General features: G+C 59.4%; 20 protein-coding genes. 15 read left to right on the top strand and 5 right to left on the bottom strand.

Annotated features, from left to right (window positions below):
• Positions 1-79 precede the first annotated feature (79 nt).
• Positions 80-2,122: a hypothetical protein gene (locus BM174_RS15905; protein WP_093924850.1), complete on the top strand. Its 2,043-nt coding sequence runs from the start codon at positions 80-82 to the stop codon at positions 2,120-2,122.
• Between the two features lie 199 nt (positions 2,123-2,321).
• Here the strand turns inward: BM174_RS15905 and BM174_RS15900 are convergent, their stop codons facing one another.
• A complete protein-coding gene (locus BM174_RS15900) occupies positions 2,322-4,094 on the bottom strand; it encodes an SLC13 family permease (RefSeq protein ID WP_093924849.1) in 1,773 nt (590 codons plus the stop codon).
• 195 nt (positions 4,095-4,289) lie between these two features.
• Between BM174_RS15900 and BM174_RS15895 the strand changes: the two genes are divergently transcribed.
• On the top strand, positions 4,290-5,030 hold the full coding sequence (locus BM174_RS15895) for a YebC/PmpR family DNA-binding transcriptional regulator (protein ID WP_093924848.1): 741 nt from the start codon (positions 4,290-4,292) through the stop codon (positions 5,028-5,030).
• 146 nt (positions 5,031-5,176) lie between these two features.
• On the opposite strand, the gene BM174_RS15890 is transcribed toward BM174_RS15895, so the two are convergent.
• Positions 5,177-5,419 (bottom strand): hypothetical protein, encoded by a 243-nt coding sequence (locus BM174_RS15890; RefSeq protein ID WP_093924847.1) that lies wholly within the window; start codon positions 5,417-5,419, stop codon positions 5,177-5,179.
• Positions 5,420-5,623: 204 nt separating this feature from the next.
• On the opposite strand from BM174_RS15890, the gene BM174_RS15885 reads away from it, so the two are divergent.
• From BM174_RS15885 to BM174_RS15855, 7 genes are all read left to right on the top strand, one after another.
• On the top strand, positions 5,624-6,223 hold the full coding sequence (locus BM174_RS15885) for a LysE/ArgO family amino acid transporter (RefSeq protein WP_093924846.1): 600 nt from the start codon (positions 5,624-5,626) through the stop codon (positions 6,221-6,223).
• Positions 6,224-6,278: 55 nt separating this feature from the next.
• Positions 6,279-7,181 (top strand): DMT family transporter, encoded by a 903-nt coding sequence (locus BM174_RS15880; RefSeq protein ID WP_093924845.1) that lies wholly within the window; start codon positions 6,279-6,281, stop codon positions 7,179-7,181.
• Between the two features lie 85 nt (positions 7,182-7,266).
• Entirely contained in the window at positions 7,267-7,839 is a 573-nt protein-coding gene (betI, locus tag BM174_RS15875; RefSeq protein WP_093924844.1) for a choline-binding transcriptional repressor BetI, read from the top strand.
• Positions 7,840-9,348, top strand: coding sequence for a choline-sulfatase (gene betC / locus BM174_RS15870; RefSeq protein ID WP_093924843.1), 1,509 nt, complete (start codon positions 7,840-7,842; stop codon positions 9,346-9,348). It abuts the gene before it with no gap.
• A 49-nt stretch (positions 9,349-9,397) separates the two neighbouring features.
• On the top strand, positions 9,398-10,855 hold the full coding sequence (gene betB, locus BM174_RS15865) for a betaine-aldehyde dehydrogenase (protein WP_093924842.1): 1,458 nt from the start codon (positions 9,398-9,400) through the stop codon (positions 10,853-10,855).
• 256 nt (positions 10,856-11,111) lie between these two features.
• The gene (betA, locus tag BM174_RS15860) at positions 11,112-12,770 is read left to right on the top strand and encodes a choline dehydrogenase (RefSeq protein ID WP_093924890.1); all 1,659 of its coding nucleotides are present in this window, start codon (positions 11,112-11,114) and stop codon (positions 12,768-12,770) included.
• 141 nt (positions 12,771-12,911) lie between these two features.
• Complete coding sequence (locus BM174_RS15855) at positions 12,912-13,508, top strand: thermonuclease family protein (RefSeq protein WP_342742072.1); 597 nt, start codon at positions 12,912-12,914, stop codon at positions 13,506-13,508.
• A gap of 48 nt (positions 13,509-13,556) precedes the next feature.
• Here the strand turns inward: BM174_RS15855 and BM174_RS15850 are convergent, their stop codons facing one another.
• Together BM174_RS15850 and BM174_RS15845 are read right to left on the bottom strand one after the other, a co-directional pair.
• A complete protein-coding gene (locus tag BM174_RS15850) occupies positions 13,557-14,957 on the bottom strand; it encodes a helix-turn-helix domain-containing protein (RefSeq protein ID WP_093924840.1) in 1,401 nt (466 codons plus the stop codon).
• Positions 14,958-15,029: 72 nt separating this feature from the next.
• Positions 15,030-16,253, bottom strand: coding sequence for a multidrug effflux MFS transporter (locus BM174_RS15845; protein WP_093924839.1), 1,224 nt, complete (start codon positions 16,251-16,253; stop codon positions 15,030-15,032).
• Positions 16,254-16,423: 170 nt separating this feature from the next.
• Here BM174_RS15845 and BM174_RS15840 point away from each other — a divergent pair, with 170 nt between their 5' ends.
• The 6 genes from BM174_RS15840 to BM174_RS15820 all read left to right on the top strand — a co-directional run bounded on the left by BM174_RS15840 (position 16,424) and on the right by BM174_RS15820 (position 21,800).
• On the top strand, positions 16,424-17,956 hold the full coding sequence (locus BM174_RS15840) for an acyl-CoA carboxylase subunit beta (protein WP_093924838.1): 1,533 nt from the start codon (positions 16,424-16,426) through the stop codon (positions 17,954-17,956).
• Positions 17,957-18,055: 99 nt separating this feature from the next.
• A complete protein-coding gene (locus tag BM174_RS15835) occupies positions 18,056-18,436 on the top strand; it encodes a DUF6497 family protein (RefSeq protein ID WP_245766403.1) in 381 nt (126 codons plus the stop codon).
• Positions 18,437-18,650: 214 nt separating this feature from the next.
• Positions 18,651-18,797: a hypothetical protein gene (locus BM174_RS21115; RefSeq protein WP_177209502.1), complete on the top strand. Its 147-nt coding sequence runs from the start codon at positions 18,651-18,653 to the stop codon at positions 18,795-18,797.
• A 72-nt stretch (positions 18,798-18,869) separates the two neighbouring features.
• Entirely contained in the window at positions 18,870-19,217 is a 348-nt protein-coding gene (locus tag BM174_RS15830) for a hypothetical protein (protein ID WP_093924837.1), read from the top strand.
• Positions 19,218-19,470: 253 nt separating this feature from the next.
• A complete protein-coding gene (locus BM174_RS15825; protein ID WP_093924836.1) occupies positions 19,471-19,677 on the top strand; it encodes a hypothetical protein in 207 nt (68 codons plus the stop codon).
• 122 nt (positions 19,678-19,799) lie between these two features.
• Positions 19,800-21,800 carry an acetyl-CoA carboxylase biotin carboxylase subunit gene (locus BM174_RS15820; protein ID WP_093924835.1) on the top strand — a complete coding sequence of 667 codons (2,001 nt, stop codon included), beginning with the start codon at positions 19,800-19,802 and terminating at the stop codon, positions 21,798-21,800.
• A gap of 88 nt (positions 21,801-21,888) precedes the next feature.
• Here BM174_RS15820 and BM174_RS15815 read toward each other — a convergent pair whose 3' ends face one another.
• Positions 21,889-22,350: a DUF4174 domain-containing protein gene (locus BM174_RS15815; RefSeq protein WP_093924834.1), complete on the bottom strand. Its 462-nt coding sequence runs from the start codon at positions 22,348-22,350 to the stop codon at positions 21,889-21,891.
• Positions 22,351-22,403: the final 53 nt, after the last annotated feature.

Here is a 22,403-nt window from a genome sequence, read left to right as displayed (position 1 = left end):
ATGTCGGCAATTTGGCCGCAGAGCGCGACGGGGCGTTGCATGCTCGTTTTTGAGCGGAAATTAGACAAGGAGAGCGAGTATGACATTTAGGTTTTCAAATTTAGCCACGATCGGCAAGGCCAGCGGTAAAACCGCGTGGGATGCGAACAGCGGTGCGAGCGGAAAAGACGCTTGCGGCAGCACATCGTATCACAACGGCGGGGTCGAAGGATCCACGTTTTCGAAATGGTATGACAGCTCTCTCGCCAGCAAGTTCGGCGATGTGCAGGGCAAAGATACTGCCGCGAAGTGGCTGAAAGATACCATCGGCAAAGGGTCGGATGGCACAGGTAAAGGCTCTGACGGCACGGGCAAAGGCTCCGGTGGTACGGGCGGTGGCTCGAACGGGACTGGCAAAGGTTCCGGCGGCACGGGCAAAGGCTCCGACAGCACGGGCAAAGGCTCCGACGGCACCGGCAAAGGTTCCGATGGTACCGGTGGCGGTTCTGACGGCACCGGCAAAGGTTCCGGTGGTACCGGCGGTGGCTCGAACGGGACTGGCAAAGGTTCCGATGGTACGGGCGGTGGCTCGAACGGGACTGGCAAAGGTTCCGATGGTACGGGCGGTGGCTCGAACGGGACCGGCAAAGGTTCCGGTGGTACGGGCGGCGGTTCTGACGGGACCGGCAAAGGCTCCGGTGGTACGGGCGGTGGCTCGGACGGGACTGGCAAGGGTTCCGATGGTACTGGCGGCGGTTCTGACGGGACTGGCAAAGGTTCCGGTGGTACCGGCGGTGGTTCTGACGGGACTGGCAAAGGCTCCGATGGCACGGGCAGCGGTTCTGATGGCACTGGCAAAGGCTCCGGTGGTACCGGCGGCGGTTCTGACGGGACTGGCAAAGGTTCCGGCGGCACGGGCGGTGGCTCGGACGGGACTGGCAAAGGCTCCGGTGGTACCGGCGGTGGCTCGGACGGAACTGGCAAAGGCTCCGGTGGGACCGGCGGTGGTTCTGACGGGACTGGCAAAGGTTCCGGTGGTACGGGCGGCGGTTCTGATGGAACTGGCAAAGGTTCCGATGGTACCGGCGGCGGTTCTGATGGGACTGGCAAAGGCTCCGGCGGCACGGGCGGTGGCTCGGACGGCACCGGCAAAGGTTCCGGCGGCACGGGCGGTGGCTCGGACGGAACTGGCAAAGGCTCCGGTGGTACCGGCGGCGGTTCTGACGGAACTGGCAAAGGTTCCGGCGGCACGGGCGGTGGCTCGGACGGCACCGGCAAAGGTTCCGGCGGCACGGGCGGTGGCTCGGACGGAACTGGCAAAGGCTCCGGTGGTACCGGCGGCGGTTCTGACGGGACTGGCAAAGGTTCCGGCGGCACGGGCGGTGGCTCGGACGGCACCGGCAAAGGTTCCGGCGGCACGGGCGGTGGCTCGGACGGAACTGGCAAAGGCTCCGGTGGTACCGGCGGCGGTTCTGATGGCACCGGCAAAGGTTCCGGTGGTACCGGCGGCGGCTCCGAAGAACCCGGTCCAGAAAAGGTGACCTACAACTTCTCAATGGGTGACCCCAATGAGATTACTGTTGAACTCACCGAAACACCTGAAGGGCAAATCTTTGTCAAACTGCTTCAGACGAACTACGACAACGAGCCTGCGGACATCGACGGGTTCTTCTTTAACCTGACCGACGACAGTTCGTTGCAATCGCTGAACTTCTTCCCGGATGAGAATGATCCGAACCATTTCCTGACGGATATTCAGGCTGAAGCTGACGGGGTTGACGCCCTGCCAAACGGCGCCAGCGCCGGTGGCAAGTTTGATGTTGGCCTGCAGTTTGGCACCGAGGCTGACACGGCACATGGCTCGGTCACGCAGACCGCCTTTACACTGTGGTCCGATGACGGCCCGCTTAAGGTTTCCGATCTGGATACATCGGGAATGCGCGTGGTTGTTAACTCAGAGAATGGCAATGGCGAGCTGTTGGGTGTGAATAGCAGTGAAGACCTGAGCTTCGTCGAGCCGGAGGCGGAAACTGAAAGCACCGCTACAGTGGAAGACTTCGTTAAGTTGATGACGGTCGAAGTCGAGGAAGACGACGTGCCGATGGATGCTACAGACGAAGAAGAGATGGAGATGGTATTCTAAGCTTTCCCTACAACCAAAAATTTAACAGCGCGCGGGAGACCGCGCGCTTTTTTTATGTCGAGTGTTGGTGGGGCGGAATGGCAAGGCCGGAGTGCATTGGTTTCGGGAGCGCTCCAGATGATAGGGGTGCGCCGCCAAGCTAGATTGGCGGCGCACCCCGAACCCTCAACATTCAATATCAATAGAATTTTCGCTGATTTTAAAGCGGCCAGAACACCAAAATCGCGGGGATCGAGACGGCGATAACGATGATTTCGAGCGGGAGGCCCATGCGCCAGTAATCTCCGAAGCCGTAACCCCCGGGGCCAAGGATCAGCGTGTTGTTCTTATGACCGATGGGCGTGAGGAAGGCCGAGGAGGCGGCAACGGCCACGGCCATCAGGAACGGATCCGGTGACACATCGAGGCTTTGCGCCATCTGAATGCCGACCGGCGCGGCAACGATCGTCGTGGCGGTGTTGTTGAGCACATCGGAGAGGGTCATGGTGACCACCATCAGCACGGTGAGCACGATCCAGGGGGCATAGCCTTGGGTCAAGTTAACCAGTGCACCGGCGATCAACTCGGTGCCGCCAGAGGTTTCGAGTGCAGCGCCAAGCGGGATCATCGAGCCGAGCAGCACCACCACGGGCCATTCGATATGGGTATAGAGCTCGGCCAAGGGCACGATTTTGGCCAACACATATGCAATCACCACGAGGCCGAGGGCGACAGGCAGGTAGATCAGCCCGAAGGAGGCCGCAGCCACGGCGCCGCCGAACAGGCCGATGGCGAGCCAGACTTTGGTGTTCTCAGTTACAGCAAGGCCACGGTTCGCCAAGGGCAACACGCCGAGCCAGTCGGTAACATGGGCACCGGTATCGCGCGGGACCAGCAGTAGCAGAATATCACCGGCCATAATCTCGGTATTGCGCAGTTGCGATGTGATCTTGCGCCCTCTGCGCGAAATACCAAGCAGCACAGTGCGTTGCCGCCATGCCAGCCCGACGGAAAGCGCGGTCCGACCGTTAAGGCGGCTGTCTTCGGGCACCACGACCTCAATGATCTCGACGCCATCGCCATCGGCTTTCAGGCGCTCCTCGCGGTCGGCATCGGCGAGGGCAAGGTCAAGCGTGCTGCGGAACTCGTCCAATGCGTCTGGTGTGGCTTCAAGAACAATGGCGTCGCCGGCACGCAGCATGGTGTTGCGGGACGGGCCATAGCGCCGCTTGCCGTCGCGCATCAGACCAAGAATGGCAACATCCGCTTTGTCGGCGGTTTCCTGAAGCTCGCCCAGCCGCTTGCCGATCTGTTTATTGTCTTCGGGCACGGTGAGTTCAGCGATATACTGAGAGAGATCTTCTGAATCGAGTGTGGCATCTGCGCGCGCGGGGATGAGACGCCAGCCGACCAGAGCGACGAAAGCCAGTCCGGCGATCGCTGCGATCCCGCCGACGGGCGCGAAATCAAACATCCCGAAGGGTTCACCCAGCGATTCCTGCCGGATCGAGGCGATGATGATGTTGGGTGGGGTTCCGATCAGCGTGACCATTCCACCAAGAATTGTGGCGAAGCTGAGCGGCATCAGCGACAGGCCGGGCTGTCGTCCTGCCTTGCGGGCGGTCTGAATATCGACCGGCATCAGCAGGGCGAGCGCGGCGACGTTGTTCATAAACGCCGAAAGCACACCACCGATGGCCCCCATCAGGGTGATATGAGCCCCAAGGCTGCGCGTGGAATCCACCAGTGTGCGGGTGATCAGCAGCACCGCGCCAGATCTCACCAGCCCTGCCGATACAATCAAGACCAGCGCCACGATGAGGGTTGCGGGGTGACCAAAGCCGTCAAAGGCATTCTTGGTCGGCACAACGCCGAGCACCACGCCCGCCATCAGTGCCGAAAAGGCCACAAGGTCATAGCGGAATTTACCCCAGAGCAGCATGCCAAAGACGGCGCCGAAGAGGCTAAAGAGAATAATCTGATCTGTTGTCATGAGGCTGGTCTAGCTTTTCTATAGGTGAGGCGGAAGGTAGCCCCTCGGGTGTATATTGCCAGCCTGCGCTGCCTTGAACGCGGCGGGCCGATAGGAAATTTCGAAACACTTCGGCCTCGGCCGCGCGCTGAGACTTGTGAGGCGGTTGCGGCTGGCATATAGAGACGCGATCTTTTTCACCAGACGGGGACTAACATGGCCGGCCATTCCAAATGGGCAAATATCCAGCATCGCAAGAACCGTCAGGACTCGGTGCGGGCAAAGATGTTTTCCAAAATGTCCAAGGAGATTACTGTCGCGGCCAAGATGGGCGACCCTGATCCCGACAAAAACCCGCGTCTGCGCCTTGCTGTAAAAGAAGCAAAAGCGATCTCGGTGCCCAAGGATGTCATCGACCGTGCGATCAAGAAATCGGTACAGGGCGACAGCGAGGATTACGAAGAAATCCGCTATGAGGGCTATGGCCCCAATGGCGTGGCAGTGATCGTGGAAGCGATGACGGACAATCGCAACCGGACCGCTTCTAACGTGCGGTCGACCTTCACCAAGAACGGCGGCAATCTGGGTGAAACCGGCAGCGTCGGCTTTATGTTCGAGCGTAAGGGCGCGGTGACCTATGCCGCCGAGATCGGCGATGCTGATACGGTGATGATGGCGGCCATCGAGGCGGGCGCCGAGGATGTCGAGAGCACCGAGGACGGACATGTTGTCTGGTGCGCCGATACCGATCTGGCCGAGGTGTCCAATGCCTTGGAGACGGAGTTGGGGGAAAGCCAGTCGACCAAGTTGCTTTGGCGTCCGACCACCACCACCGAGATGGATCTGGAGAATATGGAAAAGCTGATGAAGCTGGTGGAAGCGCTGGAAGATGATGACGATGTCCAGCGCGTGACCACGAATTTCGAAGCGTCCGACGAAGTTATGGCGCAACTGTAAGTCAGTAAGCGCCTTGCAGGGCAGGGGAGGCGATCGCCAACTTGCCCATTTTGCGGTAGCTGACCAATCTGGTACGAAAAAAACCGCCCCGTTTCGGAGGCGGTTTTTTTATGTCGGGGGATGCCGCGTAAATGCGGCGCGTTGCGTTAGCCTGAAACGCGGGTCTTGCCGAACCAGCCAAAGACTGCGCGGCTTTCGTTGTCATTCGCAGCCGGTTTCTGGGCGGCCATAAAAGCCAAAACGCCTTTTACCTCGTTCAAACGGCGGCGGGCATTGCTGCCGCCAGCACTGGCCTGAACGTTCAGAATTTTAGACTGCGTGTGCAGCGCTTCTTCAATGATTGCAAACTGCTCGGGGCTGATTTCCAGCTTCTGTTGTCTGTCGAACATCTCAATTTCCTTATTGCTGAAGTGCACATAGGCGCGGTGTTGGCATTTCGCCAGTGCATCGCGTGCGGATCACTGATTTGTGTCGTTTTTGTAACGACGTATTGCGGCTGACTTGCGGCGCATCGGCTGAGGGGACTTGCTCTGCGTGCCGCGCTGTCGCAAGGGAATGCAAAGCCAGCGGGAAACCCCAAGGGATAGACCACCATGTTCACCTCTTTCATTCCCGGGTTTGCGCTGAGCCTGACGCTTATTCTGGCGATAGGGGCGCAGAATGCTTTTGTTTTGCGGCAGGGGTTACGGCGGGCGCATGTGTTCTGGGTCTGTCTGACCTGCGCGCTTTCCGATGCGATCCTGATCGCGGCGGGGGTTGCGGGTTTTGGTGCATTGGCCGAGGCCATGCCGTGGTTTGAAACTGCCATGCGCTATGGTGGGGCGGGGTTTTTGATCTGGTACGGTTGGCAAAACGCCCGCGCTGCTTGGAAGGGCGGCGAGGCTTTGAAGACGGGTGGCGCAAGCACCCTCAGCCTGAAGCGGACAATCCTGACATTGCTGGCGCTGACTTGGCTCAACCCGCATGTCTATCTTGATACGCTGGTATTGCTTGGCTCTATCTCGGCGCAATATCCCGACCGTTTAGCCTTCGGCAGCGGTGCGGTTCTGGCAAGCTTTGTCTTTTTCTTCTCGCTCGGGTACGGGGCGCGGCTGCTTGATCCGGTCTTCGCAAATCCGCGCAGTTGGCAGATACTGGACGGGCTGATCGCGCTCACCATGTGGGCAATCGCGCTCAAACTGCTGCTGATGTGATCCTTTGGGACAATGCGGTCTTGTCCTTGCCGGTGGCATGGGAAACAAGGTTCGTATGACAACTACTTTGCCTCACCGCCCCGTCGCGGGCATCTTCTGGATGCTCGTCACCGGTGCCTGTTTTATCTTGGTTACGGCCTTGGTCAAGCATATGGGGCCGCGCCTGCCCTCGGCGGAAGCGGCCTTTCTGCGCTATGCGATGGGTCTGGTGTTTCTGCTACCTGCAATGCACGCGCTGCGTTCCGCGCATTTGAGCCGCCGCCAGTGGTCGCTGTTCGGCCTGCGTGGTTTTTTGCATGCGCTGGGGGTGATCTTGTGGTTCTACGCGATGACCCGATTGCCGATCGCCGAAGTTACCGCGATGAATTATCTCGCTCCGATCTACGTCACCGTCGGGGCGGCAATATTCTTGGGCGAACGGTTGGCACTGCGCCGGATCGTTGCGGTTTGTTTGGGGTTGTTAGGGGCGGTGATCATTCTGCGCCCCGGATTTCGCGAAGTCAGCACCGGCCATCTCGCGATGCTCATCGCGGCGGTGGTTTTTGCGGGTTCCTATCTGCTGGCCAAAGTGCTGGCAGATGAGGTCCGTCCAACGGTTGTGGTGATGCTCCTGTCGGTCTTTGTGACGATTGGCTTGGCGCCCTTTGCGCTGCCGGTCTGGATCACGCCGAACTTGCGGGAAATCACCATCCTTCTTGGCGTCGCCTTCTTTGCCACAGCGGGTCATTACACCATGACGTTGGCCTTTGCCGCCGCACCGGTCACCGTGACCCAGCCCGTCACGTTCTTGCAACTGATCTGGGCGACGCTTCTGGGGGTCGTGGTGTTTGGCGAGGCGATCGATATCTGGGTGGTTGCGGGCGGTTGTGTTATCCTTGCCTCGGCCACTTTCATCACTTGGCGCGAGGCGATGCTTAACCGCCAAATCACCCCGCCGAGCCATGCGACAAAGGTCTGATCCCATCACCTTCTCCCATTCTTGATTGACGGGTCAATAAAGGAAGTTCTATCCTGCGGTATCACAGCCGAGAGGACGAATCCCCATGCCCAAGGTCGGAATGGAACCCATCCGCCGTTCTGCACTGGTCAAAGCGACCATTGCCGAGATCGGTGCGGCCCATTCGCTGGACGTAACCGTGGGGCAGATCGCACGGCGAGCGGGCATGTCCACGGCATTGGCGCACCACTATTTCGGCGGCAAGGATCAGATATTTCTCGCCGCGATGCGCCATATCCTGATCGAATACGGCACCGAAGTCCGCGCCCGTCTGGCGGATGCACGCACCCCGCGCGCCCGCGCCGAGGCGATCATCATCGCGAGCTTTGACGAGACCTGTTTTGCCCCGGGCACCGTGAACGCCTGGATGACCCTCTATGCCGCGTCGCGCACCAGCGACGATACAAAGCGGCTGCTGCGTCTCTACCAGCGTCGTCTTCGCTCGAACCTGACCCACGCGTTGCGCAGTATCAGCAGGCATCCCGTCGCTGATGCAGATACACTGGCGGCGTTGATTGACGGGCTTTATCTGCGTGCCGCCCTGTCGAGCCGCGGGACCGCAAGTGCCGCGCGTGCCAGCGCACTATCAACCCTCGAACTTCTGCTGAAAGACCGCTGAATGTCCAAGCCAAACATACTTATTCTGATGGTCGATCAGCTCAACGGCACCCTGTTTCCCGACGGACCAGCGGACTGGTTGCATGCGCCGCATCTCAAGGCGCTGGCGGCGCGTTCGGCGCGTTTTGCCAATGCCTATACGGCGTCACCGCTCTGCGCGCCCGGCCGCGCGGCCTTCATGTCGGGGCAATTGCCTTCGGCAACAGGCGTCTATGATAATGCCGCCGAATTCGCCTCCTCGATCCCGACCTACGCGCACCACTTGCGCCGCGCGGGGTATCACACCTGCCTGTCTGGCAAGATGCACTTCGTCGGCCCCGACCAGCTCCACGGCTTTGAAGAACGCTTAACCACGGACATTTACCCTGCCGACTTCGGTTGGACCCCCGACTACCGCAAACCCGGTGAGCGCATCGACTGGTGGTATCACAACATGGGTTCCGTCACTGGCGCAGGCGTGGCCGAAATCAGCAACCAGATGGAATACGACGACGAGGTTGCCTACAATGCCAACCGCAAGATTTACGACCTGTCGCGCGGTGCCGATGACCGGCCCTGGTGCCTGACCGTCAGCTTCACCCACCCGCACGACCCTTACGTCGCGCGCAAGAAATACTGGGATCTCTACGAGGATTGCGCCCATCTGCAGCCCGAAGTGGCGGCTTTCGACTACGAAAATCACGACCCGCATTCCCAACGCATCTTTGACGCCAACAACTGGCGCGAATTCAACATTACAGACGAAGACATCGCCCGCTCGCGCCGCGCCTATTTCGCCAATATCAGCTACCTCGACGATAAGATCGGCGAGTTGCTGCAAACCCTCGAAGACACCCGCCAAGAGGCGATCATCCTCTTTGTCTCCGACCACGGCGACATGCTGGGCGAGCGCGGGTTGTGGTTCAAGATGAGCTTTCTTGAAGGCTCCTGTCGCGTGCCCATGATGATCGCAGCACCGGGAATTGCACCCGGACTGCACAGCACACCGGTCAGCAATATCGACGTCTGCCCGACGCTCTGCGATCTGGCAGGGGTCAGCATGGCCGAGGTGATGCCTTGGACCACCGGCCAGTCGCTTGTACCCTTGGCCAAAGGCCTACCGCGCACTGAAGCTGTCGCAATGGAATACGCTGCCGAAGCAACGCAATCTCCGATGATCGCGCTGCGGCAGGGCCAGTGGAAATACACCAACTGCGCCATTGATCCCGAACAGCTGTTTAATCTCGACGCCGACCCGCATGAAATCACCAACCTTGCTGAAAATCCCGCCCATGCCGAAACTCTCGAACGCTTCCGCGTTGAAGCCGCGAGCCGCTGGGATCTCGAAAGCTTTGATGCCGATGTGCGCCAAAGTCAGGCCCGCCGCTGGGTCGTCTACGAGGCGCTGCGTCAGGGCGGCTATTACCCGTGGGACTACCAGCCCTTGCGGCAGGCGTCCGAGCAATACATGCGCAACCACATGGACCTGAACACACTGGAAGAAAGCAAGCGCTACCCCCGCGGGGAATGACCGCTCTTTTGACCTGCAATATCCCCGACAGAGGCAAGAAAGTTCTAAAATGACCTATAAAACACAACCCGAGGCCAGCCACTTCATCGATGGCGCCTATGTCGAAGATACCGCAGGCACCCCGATCAAGGTGATTTATCCCGCAACCGGAGAGGTCATCGCGACCCTGCACGCGGCGACGCCAGCCATCATTGATCGCGCCCTCACGGCGGCTAAAAAAGCACAGGCGGGATGGGCCGCAATGACCGGCACCGAACGCGGCCGCATCCTGCGCCGGGCTGCCGACCTGCTGCGCGAACGCAACCACGACCTCAGCGTGCTGGAGACCTATGACACCGGTAAACCCTATCAGGAAACCTCCGTCGCCGATGCCACCAGTGGCGCGGATGCGCTCGAGTATTTCGGGGGTATCGCCGCGAGCCTGACCGGCGAACACATCCAGCTTGGCGAAAACTGGGTTTATACCCGCCGCGAAGCGCTCGGGGTCTGTGTCGGCATCGGTGCGTGGAACTACCCGACCCAGATCGCCTGCTGGAAAGCAGCACCTGCACTGGCATGCGGCAATTCGATGGTCTTCAAACCCTCCGAGACCACGCCGCTCTGTGCATTGAAGGTCGCAGAAATTCTGCATGAGGCGGGTCTGCCCGCAGGGCTATATAACGTCGTGCAGGGCATGGGCGAGGTTGGCGCGGCACTGGTCACCGACCGGCGCGTCGATAAAGTATCGCTGACCGGATCGGTGCCAACGGGGCGCAAGGTCTATGCCGCAGCAGCCGAGGGCATCAAACACGTCACGATGGAGTTGGGCGGCAAATCCCCGATGATCGTGTTCGAAGATGCCGATATCGAGAATGCCGTGAGCGGCGCGATCTTGGGCAACTTCTATAGCTCCGGTCAGGTCTGTTCCAACGGCACACGGGTCTTTGTGCACAAGGCGATCAAAGAAAAGTTCCTCGCACGGCTGACCGAGCGGCTCGGCAATGCGGTAATCGGCGACCCGATGGACCCCAAAACCAGCTTCGGCCCGATGGTGTCGGAGCGGCAGATGGCCACGGTGCTGGGCTATATCGAAAAGGGCGAAGCCGAAGGCGCGCGGCTGGTCTGTGGCGGCAAGCGCATCGACCGCGAAGGTTTCTATCTGGAGCCCACGGTCTTTGCCGATGTGACAGATGGAATGACCATCGCCCGCGAAGAAATCTTTGGCCCCGTTATGGCGGTTCTCGATTTCGAGGAGGAAGACGATGTGATGACCCGTGCCAATGACACCGAATTCGGGCTCGCCGCTGGTGTGTTCACCCGCGATCTGACCCGCGCCCACCGTGTCGCGGCGCGGTTTGAAGCGGGCACCTGCTTTATCAACACCTACAACGACGCGCCGGTCGAAGCTCCGTTTGGCGGGTCGAAAATGTCGGGCGTCGGCCGTGAAAACTCCAGGGCGGCGATAGAGCACTATAGCCAGTTGAAGTCGGTTTTTGTGCGGATGGACGATGTAGAAGCCCCGTTCTGACGGGGCCCAAATGCGCGCCTGCGGCGCAAGACATGCTGGGCGGTCGTGGTGGCTCCAGTAAAAATATTTGGCCTTTCTGTGCGCTGCAGGGGCGAGGTCAAATTGCTGAGAGGTGTCTTGAGCCCACTTTCTGTGGCTCAAGACACCTCGACAATTTTGTGATGCGATTCCCGGACGCGTCAAGGACGAGCCGCGCATGCGCGCGGTGCTTCGCATCCTTGACCCGCCCCGGAATCACGAAGGAAGTGGAAGCGAAATGAAAGCGGAATTTGTGATTGTCGGGGCAGGTAGCGCGGGCTGTGCGATGGCATATCGGTTGGCGATGGCGGGCCGCAAGGTGATCGTGATCGAGCATGGCGGCACCGACATGGGGCCGTTCATCCAAATGCCGGCGGCGCTGAGCTATCCGATGAATATGAAACGCTATGACTGGGGCTATAAGTCCGAGCCTGAGCCGCATCTGGGCGGCCGCGAGTTGGTCTGCCCGCGCGGTAAGGTGATCGGTGGATCGTCCTCGATTAATGGCATGGTCTATGTGCGCGGCCATTCGATGGATTTCGACCATTGGGAGGAGGCTGGTGCGCAGGGCTGGTCCTTTGCCGATGTGCTGCCCTACTTCAGACGGATGGAAACGTGGCATGATGGCGGCCATGGCGGCGATGCCACATGGCGCGGCACCAACGGGCCGATGCATGTCAGTCGTGGCCCGCGCGAAAACCCGTTGTTTGATGCCTTTGTGCAGGCCGGCAAGCAGGCGGGCTATCAGGTCACGGACGATTACAACGGCCAGCAGCAAGAGGGTTTTGGCCCGATGGAGCAGACGGTCTGGGGCGGGCGGCGCTGGTCGGCGGCCAATGCCTATCTGCGGCCTGCACAGAAAACCGGCAATGTTCAAATTGTGCGTGCCTTGGCGCGGCGGATAGTTATTGAAGAGGGTCGTGCCACCGGCGTCGAGGTGTCGCGCGGGGGTCGTATCGAGGTGATCTCTGCCGAGCGTGAAGTGGTGCTGGCGGCATCTTCGCTGAACTCACCTAAGTTGCTGATGTTGTCAGGCATTGGACCAGCAGCGCATCTGGCCGAGCACGGCATTGAGGTGGTCGCGGATCGGCCGGGTGTTGGGCAAAACCTGCAGGACCATTTGGAACTGTACATCCAGATGGCAGCGTCGCAGCCGATAACGCTTTATAAGCATTGGAATTTGCTGTCCAAAGCGGTGATCGGGGCGCAATGGTTGTTGACCAAGCGCGGGATGGGCGCGTCGAACCAGTTTGAATCGGCGGCCTTTATCCGCTCGCAGGCGGGGGTGCCATATCCTGATATTCAGTATCACTTCTTGCCGATCGCGGTGCGTTATGACGGGCAAGCCGCGGCTGAGGGTCACGGTTTTCAGGCCCATACCGGGCCGATGCGTTCGGCCTCGCGCGGGGCGGTGACACTGCGTTCGTCTGATCCGCAGGCAGATCCGGTTATCCGCTTCAATTATATGTCCGAGGCCAGCGACTGGGAAGATTTCCGCAGGTGCATCCGCCTGACCCGCGAGATTTTCGGACAGGAGGCGTTTAAGCCCTTCGTGAAGCACGAGATCCAGCCCGGTGCAGCCCTGCAATCGGATGACGAGCTTGACGGGTTCATTCGAGAACATGCCGAGAGCGCCTATCATCCGTGCGGGACTTGCCGGATGGGCCGTGCCGACGATCCGCAAGCCGTGGTCGATCCGCAGGCGCGTGTGATCGGGGTCGAAGGACTGCGGGTTGCCGACAGCTCGATCTTTCCACGGATCACCAACGGTAACCTCAATGCGCCCTCGATCATGGTCGGCGAGAAGGTCTCCGACATGTTGTTGGGGCTTGATCCATTGGCCCGCGCCAATGACGCGCCTTGGCAACACCCGAACTGGCAAATTGCGCAACGTTAACTTTTATTAACCTGATCAGTTGATGTGACCGGTGAGCCGAGTCATATCGCTGGTATGTTAAGATTTTGTTCGCTCCTTGTTCTTATGTTGCTGTCTTGGGGTGCCCAGGCAGAGGAGGCTGCTTTTTCGGGCGTCCTGCATGTGATCGATGGGGACACGATCGATGTGGGCCCCGTGCGTGTCCGCCTACACGGCGTTGACGCGCCAGAGCACGGGCAACCTTGTCAGGACGCAGGTGGGGCGGCTTTGGATTGCGGCGCTTGGGTTACTGCGCAGGTGCGCGCCGCTTTTGAAGGACAGGTAGCACAGTGCGACCCGATCGAACGGGATCGGTATAACCGTGTCGTGGCACGCTGTACCGTTCAGGACCGCGATCTGGGCCGTGTGCTGGTAGAAAACGGTTTGGCCTTCGCCTACCGCAGGTATTCAATGGCTTATGACCTCGAGGAAAAAGCGGCTTTCATCGCGGGGCGCGGCATCCATAGCTTTGTGTTGGCAGCGCCTTCAGATCACCGATTGGCCCGCGCAACAGCGCGCAAAGCGGGATCAGGTGACGCGGCAGCGACTGCGCCGGACGGCTGTGTCATCAAAGGCAACATCTCCAAATCCGGCCATATCTATCATGTACCGGGGCAACGCGATTACGCGCGGGCCGGCATCAGTGTGCAGAACGGGGAGAGGTGGTTCTGCTCTGAAGCTGAGGCCCGGGCCGCCGGCTGGCGGGCAGCCAAGCGCTAGAGGCAGCCTATTATCGTTCATCTGGCTGGAGGAGAGCAGACAGCGCGCCTATTCGACCCGATACGGCAGGACGTCGCGCAGGTGCGGATCGACCACCAGTTTGCGCTCAAGCGGGGGCACGGCGCGTTGGTGGCAATTCTTGCGCTCGCAAATCCGGCAAGAGATACCAATCGGCTCAAACGCGCTTTCGCGGCTGAGATCTAATCCGTCGGCATAAACCATCGCGGCGGCATGGCGTACCTCGCACCCCAAGGCGATTGCATAGCGTCTGACAGGGGCGCCGAAGCGTCCCGCAGGTTTTGAGATGTCGCGCGCAAGGCTGATGTAGCGCACCCCATCCGGCGTTTCGGCCAGTTGTCGCAAAAAGCGACCGGGTGTTTCAAAGGCCCGGTGCACGTTCCATAGCGGGCAGGCACCGCCGAAACGCGCGAATTGCAGCCGCGTGGCCGAGTGGCGTTTGGTAATTGTGCCTGCCTGATCAACCCGTACAAAGAAGAACGGGATGCCCTTGGCCCCCGGGCGTTGCAGCGTCGACAACCTGTGGGCGGCCTGTTCGATGGAGGCGCCAAATCGGCTGGCCAGAAGCTCCAGATCGTGTCGGTCGTCTTGCGCGCGGTCCAGAAACAATTTGTAGGGCATGAGTGCGGCACCAGCGAAATAGTTGGCCAGCCCGATTTTCGCGATATCGCGGGCGGCAGCGCTTTGGAAACGGGCCAGATCGAGCGTTGCCTCAAGTAGAGGGTTCTGGCGGGACAGGGCAACTTGCAGCAGCATTTGGAAGGTTTGGGTCTGCGGGGCCGCGCGGGATGAGAGGCTGAGCTTGCCTGTCTCAGGATCGAAATGGCGCAGGGTATCCATGTCGGCAAAAGCGACCTGCACGCCCACTTCGCTGAGGGTATTTACGGCGACCTCACGGATGGAGGCAGCACTGGTGTCGCGGGTGGCAAACCGTTCGGCGGCACGGTCCACAGCGTCGATATAGTTGTCGCAGTAGTGAAAGAAATCGCGCACTTCTTCCCATGGCGATGGGCTGATGCGGGCATCTTCCCGGCCCAAAGCCTCGTCCAGCGAGGCAAGGCGTTCATGGGTCTGGCGGTAGCTTTGATGCAGTTCCAGAAAGGCCCGCGCCAACCCCGGTGCGTTGGAGGCGGCGAGGCGCAGATCGGCGACAGGGGGCATGGTCCCGCCAAAAACCGGATCGCTGAGCGCCTCGCGCATGTCGCTGACCAAACGCTCACCATCGCCGGATGAAAGTTCGGTCACGTCGAGCCCGAATTCGGTCGCCATTGCCAACACTACAGTGGTGCTGACGGGACGGTTGTTGTTTTCCATCTGGTTCAGGTAGGGCAGGGATACGCCCAAACGCGCCGAGAAATCTTTCTGCGTCAGGCCAAGCCGGGTACGCAATTCGCGCAGCTTGGCGCCGGCATATAGTTTTTGCGTGGCCATGATCTATCCCGCCTACTTTGCACAATTTGCAAGCTAGCTTTGCAAACTCACTAGCGCAAGCGGGAGTGGGCTTTAGCGGCTGCGAAGCCCTAGTTGCTTTTCGCGGCGGATGACGATCATGATCGAGGCGACGCCAGCGATAGCCGTCAACAACATCAGCCACAACAGCGGGTAAGCGCCGGATTCAGGGGTCAGCAGTGCCCCTGCCAAGACGGCGAGACCCGATCCGCCGCCGATCATAATAGACCCACCAAGGCCCGATGCGGTGCCCGCCAGATGCGGCCTGACGGATAGCATTCCGGCGGTCGCGTTAGGAATGCAAAGCCCGTTCCCAAGGCCCACCAGCGTCATCATCCCGAAAAAGCTGATGGCCGAGCCATAACCCGCGAGGAAAATCAGGATCGAGATTGAACTGCCGATCGCATTGGCGAGGCAGCCCCAGAGTACGAGATTATTCACGCCAAATCTGGTGGCGAAACGCGCGGTGAAGAAATTGCCCGCGAAATAGCCGATGGCAGGAGCGCCGAAATATATGCCGAGCCAGAAGGGGCTAAGGTTGAACACGACGCTGCCGACAAAGGGTGCGCCCCCCAAATAAGCAAAGAACGCGCCAGAGCAGAAAGCCGCGGCGAGCGCGTAGCCCCAAAAGCGCGGCGAGCGGAAAAGCTCGGGGTATTCTCCAAATTGGGCCCGCAGAGTTTTGCCCGAGGCAACGGCGGTTTCGCCCATGTCAGCCCAAACCAGCCACATCACGGCCAAGCCCATTACAGCCATAAGAATGAATGTCGCGTGCCAGTCGAAATACTGCTCGATTAAGCCGCCGACGGCCGGGCTGATCATTGGCACCAACGCCATGCCCATCGTCACATAGCCGATCATCGAGGCAGATTCGTCTTGCGAGTAAAGATCGCGGATCACTGCGCGCGACAACACCATTGCAGTAGCAATCACGGCTTGGCCGATGCGGAATGTCAGAAACACGGCGGCATTGGGGGCCAAGATACAGCCCACTGTCGCCAGCACAAAGAGCGCCATCCCCCAGAGCATGACCTTGCGCCGCCCCAGACTGTCGGAAATCGGCCCGATGAACAGTTGCAACACCGCTGAACAAAGCAGATAGAGCGGCACCGAAAGCTGCATCACCGCGTAATCAGTGCCGAAATATTCGGCCATTTGCGGCAGGCTCGGCAGAAAAATATTCATCACCAGAGCCGACATGCCAGAGAGCATAATCAGCGTTGTAATGTGGGGCGGGGTGGTCCGGTCGAGAAAGCGGACGGGGGGCGCGTTATTCATGAAAATGCAAATAAGCCTGCTCTGGCGTTAAGTCCATGGCGAGAACGTACATTTGCATATTCGCAATTTGCAGGCTTGTCTTTGAAAACTATTTGCAAATTTGCATAATGGCTCTTTGGTCCGCCTGCCAGCTTCGATAGAGTATGCGCAGCCATAAGCAGGGGTAGGTCATGAAAGACATTCTAGAACAGCTTGAACAGCGCCGCGAAACCGCTCGTCTGGGAGGCGGCCAAAAGCGCATTGACGCGCAGCATGCCCGCGGCAAGCTGACGGCCCGTGAGCGGGTTGATCTGTTGCTGGACGAAGGCAGTTTTGAAGAGTTCGACATGTTCGTGACCCATCGCTGCACCGATTTTGGCATGGAAAAACAAAAGCCTGCTGGCGATGGCGTGGTGACGGGCTGGGGCACAATTAACGGACGTCTGGTTTATGTGTTCTCGCAAGACTTCACCGTCTTTGGCGGCTCGTTGTCAGAAACCCATGCCCAGAAAATCTGTAAAATTCAGGACATGGCGATCCAGAACGGCGCACCTCTGATCGGAATCAATGATTCCGGTGGCGCACGTATTCAGGAAGGCGTGGCCTCGCTTGCTGGTTATGCCGAAGTATTCCAGCGCAATATCGAAGCCAGTGGTGTGATCCCGCAGATCAGCGTGATCATGGGCCCCTGCGCTGGTGGCGCGGTCTATTCCCCCGCGATGACCGACTTTATCTTTATGGTAAAGGATACCTCTTATATGTTCGTGACCGGCCCTGATGTGGTCAAGACCGTGACGAACGAGGTCGTTACTGCCGAAGAGCTTGGCGGCGCCAGCACCCATACCCGCAAATCTTCCGTCGCGGATGCGGCGTTCGAGAATGACGTGGAGGCCTTGGCCGAGGTCCGCCGTCTGGTGGATTTCCTGCCTGCCAACAATCGCGAGAAGCCGCCTGTCCGCCCGTTCTTTGATGACCCGAACCGGATTGAAGCGTCGCTGGATACATTGGTGCCCGCCAATGCCAACACGCCTTACGATATGAAAGAACTGATCCTCAAGCTTGGGGACGAGGGCGATTTTTACGAAATTCAGGAAGATTTCGCCAAGAACATCATCACCGGCTTTATCCGTATCGAAGGCCGCAGCGTGGGCGTGGTTGCCAACCAACCGATGGTGCTGGCAGGCTGTCTGGATATCGATAGCTCGCGCAAGGCCGCGCGCTTTGTGCGGTTCTGCGATTGCTTTGATATTCCAATTCTGACGCTTGTCGATGTGCCCGGCTTTTTGCCCGGCACCAGTCAGGAATATGGCGGCGTGATCAAGCACGGCGCGAAGCTGTTATTTGCCTACGGTCAGGCAACGGTGCCGATGGTCACGGTGATCACCCGTAAAGCCTACGGCGGCGCGTATGACGTCATGGCCTCCAAGCATCTGCGGTCTGATTTCAACTATGCGTGGCCCACGGCCGAAGTTGCCGTGATGGGCGCCAGGGGGGCCACCGAGATCATCCACCGCGCCGATCTGAACGATCCTGAAAAAATCGCCCAGCACACCAAGGATTACGAAGACCGTTTCGCCAACCCCTTTGTTGCCGCCGAGCGCGGGTTCATCGACGAGGTGATCCAGCCGCGCACCTCGCGCAAACGGATCGCGCGGGCTTTTGCCTCGTTGCGCAACAAGAAGGTCGTAACCCCATGGAAAAAGCATGACAATATTCCGCTTTAACGCCTTGCTGCGCGGCGGTCAGGCTGCCGCGCAACACATACCGCGCCGTTTCACACCTGACGCAGATCGCTTCTGTGTGGGGCAGGGCGGCTGCGCGCGATGAAGGCTGTGTTGTTCACATTTATGCTGTCTGCCAGCGCCGCCAATGCGATCGAGGTCCCCTCAGGCCAGCCCGTCGAGCTGCAAGAAGTTCTGATCGATGACATGGGTGAGGAGACGTGGTTGCGCTTCCGGTTTGTCGCGCCGCAGATTTCGCGCGAGGCGGGCGCGATCAGCTATGAGCAGGCCAGCGAGGACATGCTCCATCTGTGTTCAATGCTTGCACTTCCCTACATCGCGGATTTCGCGCTGGAGGGGGATATCATCATCGTATCACTGGCCGATCGCCAGACCGAATTCGGTCAGCCCGATCCCGATGCGACCCAGTTTTTTGAAGCGTTTCGCCCTCAAGGCGACACATGTATGTGGGAGGTTCTGTGATGGATCTACAATATATTGCGGCACGCCCCCGCAGAGGGCGTCGCAGTGATGCTTTGGCGTCACACAGCCGCCGATTGGCTCAACCCCAGTATCATTCGCTCCGGCTTTCTAATAATAACGTGTTGAGGAATACCCACGTATACCTTACCTCAGAATCGGGGTGTGTGAGGCATTTTGTCGTGCCGTGCCCCACTAACAGTAACAGGAGACTTAGATGTCTAAGAGCATCAAACTGCTTGCAATGTTCGGCTTCGTTGCCGCCGTCGCAGCATGCACAAGCGGACAGACCGAAGAAGAATACGTTGTTGTTAACCCAGAGCCTATCTCGGTTGAGCCAACATACACAGGCAAGTACAAGTAATTGCCTGCAGGGACAGGCGTTCGCGCCTGTCCTTACCAACCGCCAGAGTGCCCCTGACGTCCGTGGGGTAACATGCTGAAACATCGCGGTTTTCCAGGGCGTTTGCCCGGTACGGACTTTCAATTTATCATCCGCCGACCCAACCCCAAAGGGGTGACAGCGCTCACGCGGCGCGAGCGCCGTGCCGATCGCCGCGCACCGGACAAGCGCGCCGATACCTATTTCATGAAAGCGCTTTGGGATCATTTCGGTGATCAGCCGTTTGAGCGCGGCAATCTGGATGCGGGACGGCTGTCATGGTTGATGGGGCGCGAGGTGCTCCCGGCGACCGATCCGTTCGATCCGGCGGATTATGAATCGCTTCTAGTAATCAACGAAGCCGTCGCCCGCGCGGCTTTCCCCGACGCCTTCGAGGATTGATCGGCGTGATTTTGCCTATTCCAACCCCCCCTCGGCGCTGCCTTGCCGGATCGCGCCAAGGTTGCGTTTCCGCCTTGGCTTGGAGTTTGGAAATCGGCAATGTCCGCACCGAAGGCAGCGACCAAAGCATCGGCGCTGCTTTTATCTTCATCCCGAAAAATGTCGCGGATACTGATGTTAATTGGTCCCTGACGAAACCTTTCAGCCGCTCGGCGGTTGAGCCAACAATACACAAATATTCTGGAGCGATTTCATGTCAGCAACAAAACTCATCCTCGCAGGCGCTGCGGCCCTTGGCCTTGCGGCCTGTGGTGACACACTTGGCGAACAAGCTCTGGGTGGCGCTGCAGTGGGCGCTGGTGCCGCGGCAATTACCGGCGGCAGCCTTGGCAAGGGTGCGGCCATCGGTGCGGGCGCAAACGTGCTCGCCTGCCAAACCAACGTCGTTAAATGTAGCTGATCAGCGATCGGTAAGCGCGGCTTTCGCAGCGGCGCAACTTCATAGTGCAATAGACCGTCCGGCAGTGCGCCGGGCGGTCTTTTTGCGTTCCGCAATATAAAAACAAGCTCAAGGGACCTCCCATGTTCAAGAAAATCCTGATTGCCAACCGTGGCGAGATCGCCTGCCGTGTCATCAAGACCGCCCGCAAGATGGGTATTTCCACGGTTGCGATCTATTCGGACGCCGACGCGCAGGCGCTGCATGTGGAAATGGCGGACGAGGCGATCCATATCGGCCCGCCGCCCGCCAATCAGTCCTATATTGTTATTGATAAAGTAATGGCGGCCGTGAAGGCGTCAGGCGCCGAAACTGTACACCCCGGATATGGTTTTCTGTCCGAGAACTCCAAGTTCGCCGAAGCGCTAGAAGCGGCCGGCGTGGCCTTTGTCGGCCCGCCTGTGGGAGCGATCGAAAAGATGGGGGACAAGATAACCTCCAAGAAAATCGCGCAGGAGGCGGGGGTTAGCACCGTTCCAGGCTATATGGGGCTGATCGAGGATGCCGACGAAGCGGTGAAAATCTCCAACGAGGTCGGATATCCGGTGATGCTCAAGGCCTCCGCGGGCGGCGGCGGCAAGGGCATGCGAATTGCATGGAATGACGATGAAGCCCGCGAAGGTTTCCAATCCTCCAAGAACGAAGCCGCAAACTCCTTTGGCGATGACCGCATATTTATCGAGAAATTTGTCACCCAGCCGCGCCACATCGAAATTCAGGTGCTCTGTGACGCGCATGGCAACGGCATTTATCTGGGCGAGCGGGAATGTTCGATCCAGCGCCGCAACCAGAAGGTTGTCGAAGAAGCGCCGAGCCCGTTTCTCGACGAAGCCACCCGTAAGGCGATGGGCGAGCAGGCCGTCGCACTGGCGCAGGCGGTGGGCTACACCAGTGCGGGTACGGTCGAATTCATCGTGGACGGCGACAAGAACTTCTTTTTCCTCGAGATGAACACACGGCTTCAGGTCGAACACCCCGTGACCGAATTGATCACTGGCGTCGATCTGGTGGAGCAGATGATCCGTGTCGCTAATGGTGAAAAACTTACCATGACGCAGGACGATGTGAAGTTGACCGGTTGGGCCATCGAAAACCGGCTGTATGCCGAGGATCCGTATCGCGGCTTTCTGCCCTCCATCGGGCGTCTGACCCGCTACCGTCCGCCTGCCGAGGTCACGCTCGACAGCCATGTGGTGCGCAATGATACCGGCGTCTTCGAGGGTGGCGAGATCAGCATGTATTACGATCCGATGATCGCCAAGCTTTGCACATGGGCACCGACCCGTGGCGAGGCGATAGAACGGATGCGCGTCGCCCTCGACAGTTTCGAGGTCGAAGGCATTGGCCACAACTTGCCATTCCTCAGTGCCGTGATGGATCACCCTAAATTTGTTTCGGGCGACATCACGACGGCCTTCATCGCAGAGGAATATCCCGACGGGTTCAACGGCGTCGAGCTGGACGAGGCCGAGTTGCGCCGGATCGCTGCGGCCACTGCCGCGATGCACCGTGTTGCAGAAATCCGCCGTGCGCGGGTGTCAGGCCGGATGGATAACCATGAGCGTAAAGTCGGCTCTGACTGGAACGTGACACTGCAAGGGCAAAGCTTTGACGTGACTATCAAGGCCGACCCGAACGGGGCAACCGTCGCGTTCGAGGACGGCACATCGCACCGCGTCTCAAGCGACTGGACGCCCGGCGACCAACTTGCGGTGATGACGGTCGGTGATGCGCCTTTGGTGCTGAAAGTCGGCAAGATTTCGGGCGGTTTCCGCATCCGAACCCGTGGCGCTGACATCCGCGTTCATGTCCGCACCCCGCGTCAGGCCGAACTGGCCCGATTGATGCCGGAAAAGCAGGCGCCCGATACCTCCAAGATGCTGCTCTGCCCGATGCCGGGCCTCGTGGTGAAGGTGAACGTCGAAGTCGGCGAGGAAGTGCAGGAAGGCCAAGCGCTCTGCACGATCGAAGCGATGAAGATGGAGAACATCCTGCGCGCCGAACGCAAAGGCGTGGTGAGCAAGCTCAATGCCGCAGCAGGCGATAGCCTCGCCGTGGACGACGTGATCATGGAGTTTGAATAAACCCGGTGAAGCAACGTGCTTGGATAAATCGACGTGATGCTCTGCCCGTTTTGGGCGGTGCACCACGCGGCCGGACAGCGCTGTCCGGCTATTCGATGATGTTTCCGTGCCGTTCTTTCTCGTCCCTGATTTCGCGTTGGCGGATCGGCATTTTGTCGATGCTTCGGGTAATCTCGCGCACATCCCACGGGAAGGGTTTGCGCATTTTAGTGCCGCCATCCTTGCCGACGAGCACCAGCATGAAACCCCGCGGCCGCATTTGCATCCGCAGTGCGCTGCGGGCGGCGGGGTCGGTATCGGTCAGCACGATCACATCCCGCGCGATCAGGTCGGCCTCGTTCTCATGCAAAAGCTCGATCTGTTCGATATATGAGGAATCGTTCTCGTTGTCGGCAAAGACCAGAACAGGGCGTTTTTTCCAGATAAATTCGCTTAAATCCGCCATATCCGCAGGGGCAAAGAGCACATCCGGCGGCGTTTCTTCAGCGGCATGGACCATACTGCCGGCGGTTAGAATGCCAGCAATAACAGTTCGTAAGAATAATTTCATCTGGGCTCCTGTCTCCCTGAATATAAGCGGTCTGCGCACGATTGCGATGACTG

Origin of the sequence: Sulfitobacter brevis, assembly GCF_900112755.1 — a bacterium.
Lineage (GTDB): Bacteria > Pseudomonadota > Alphaproteobacteria > Rhodobacterales > Rhodobacteraceae > Sulfitobacter > Sulfitobacter brevis.
Note: the sequence above shows the minus strand (reverse complement) of the source record. Positions and strands in the feature narration are given on the sequence as shown.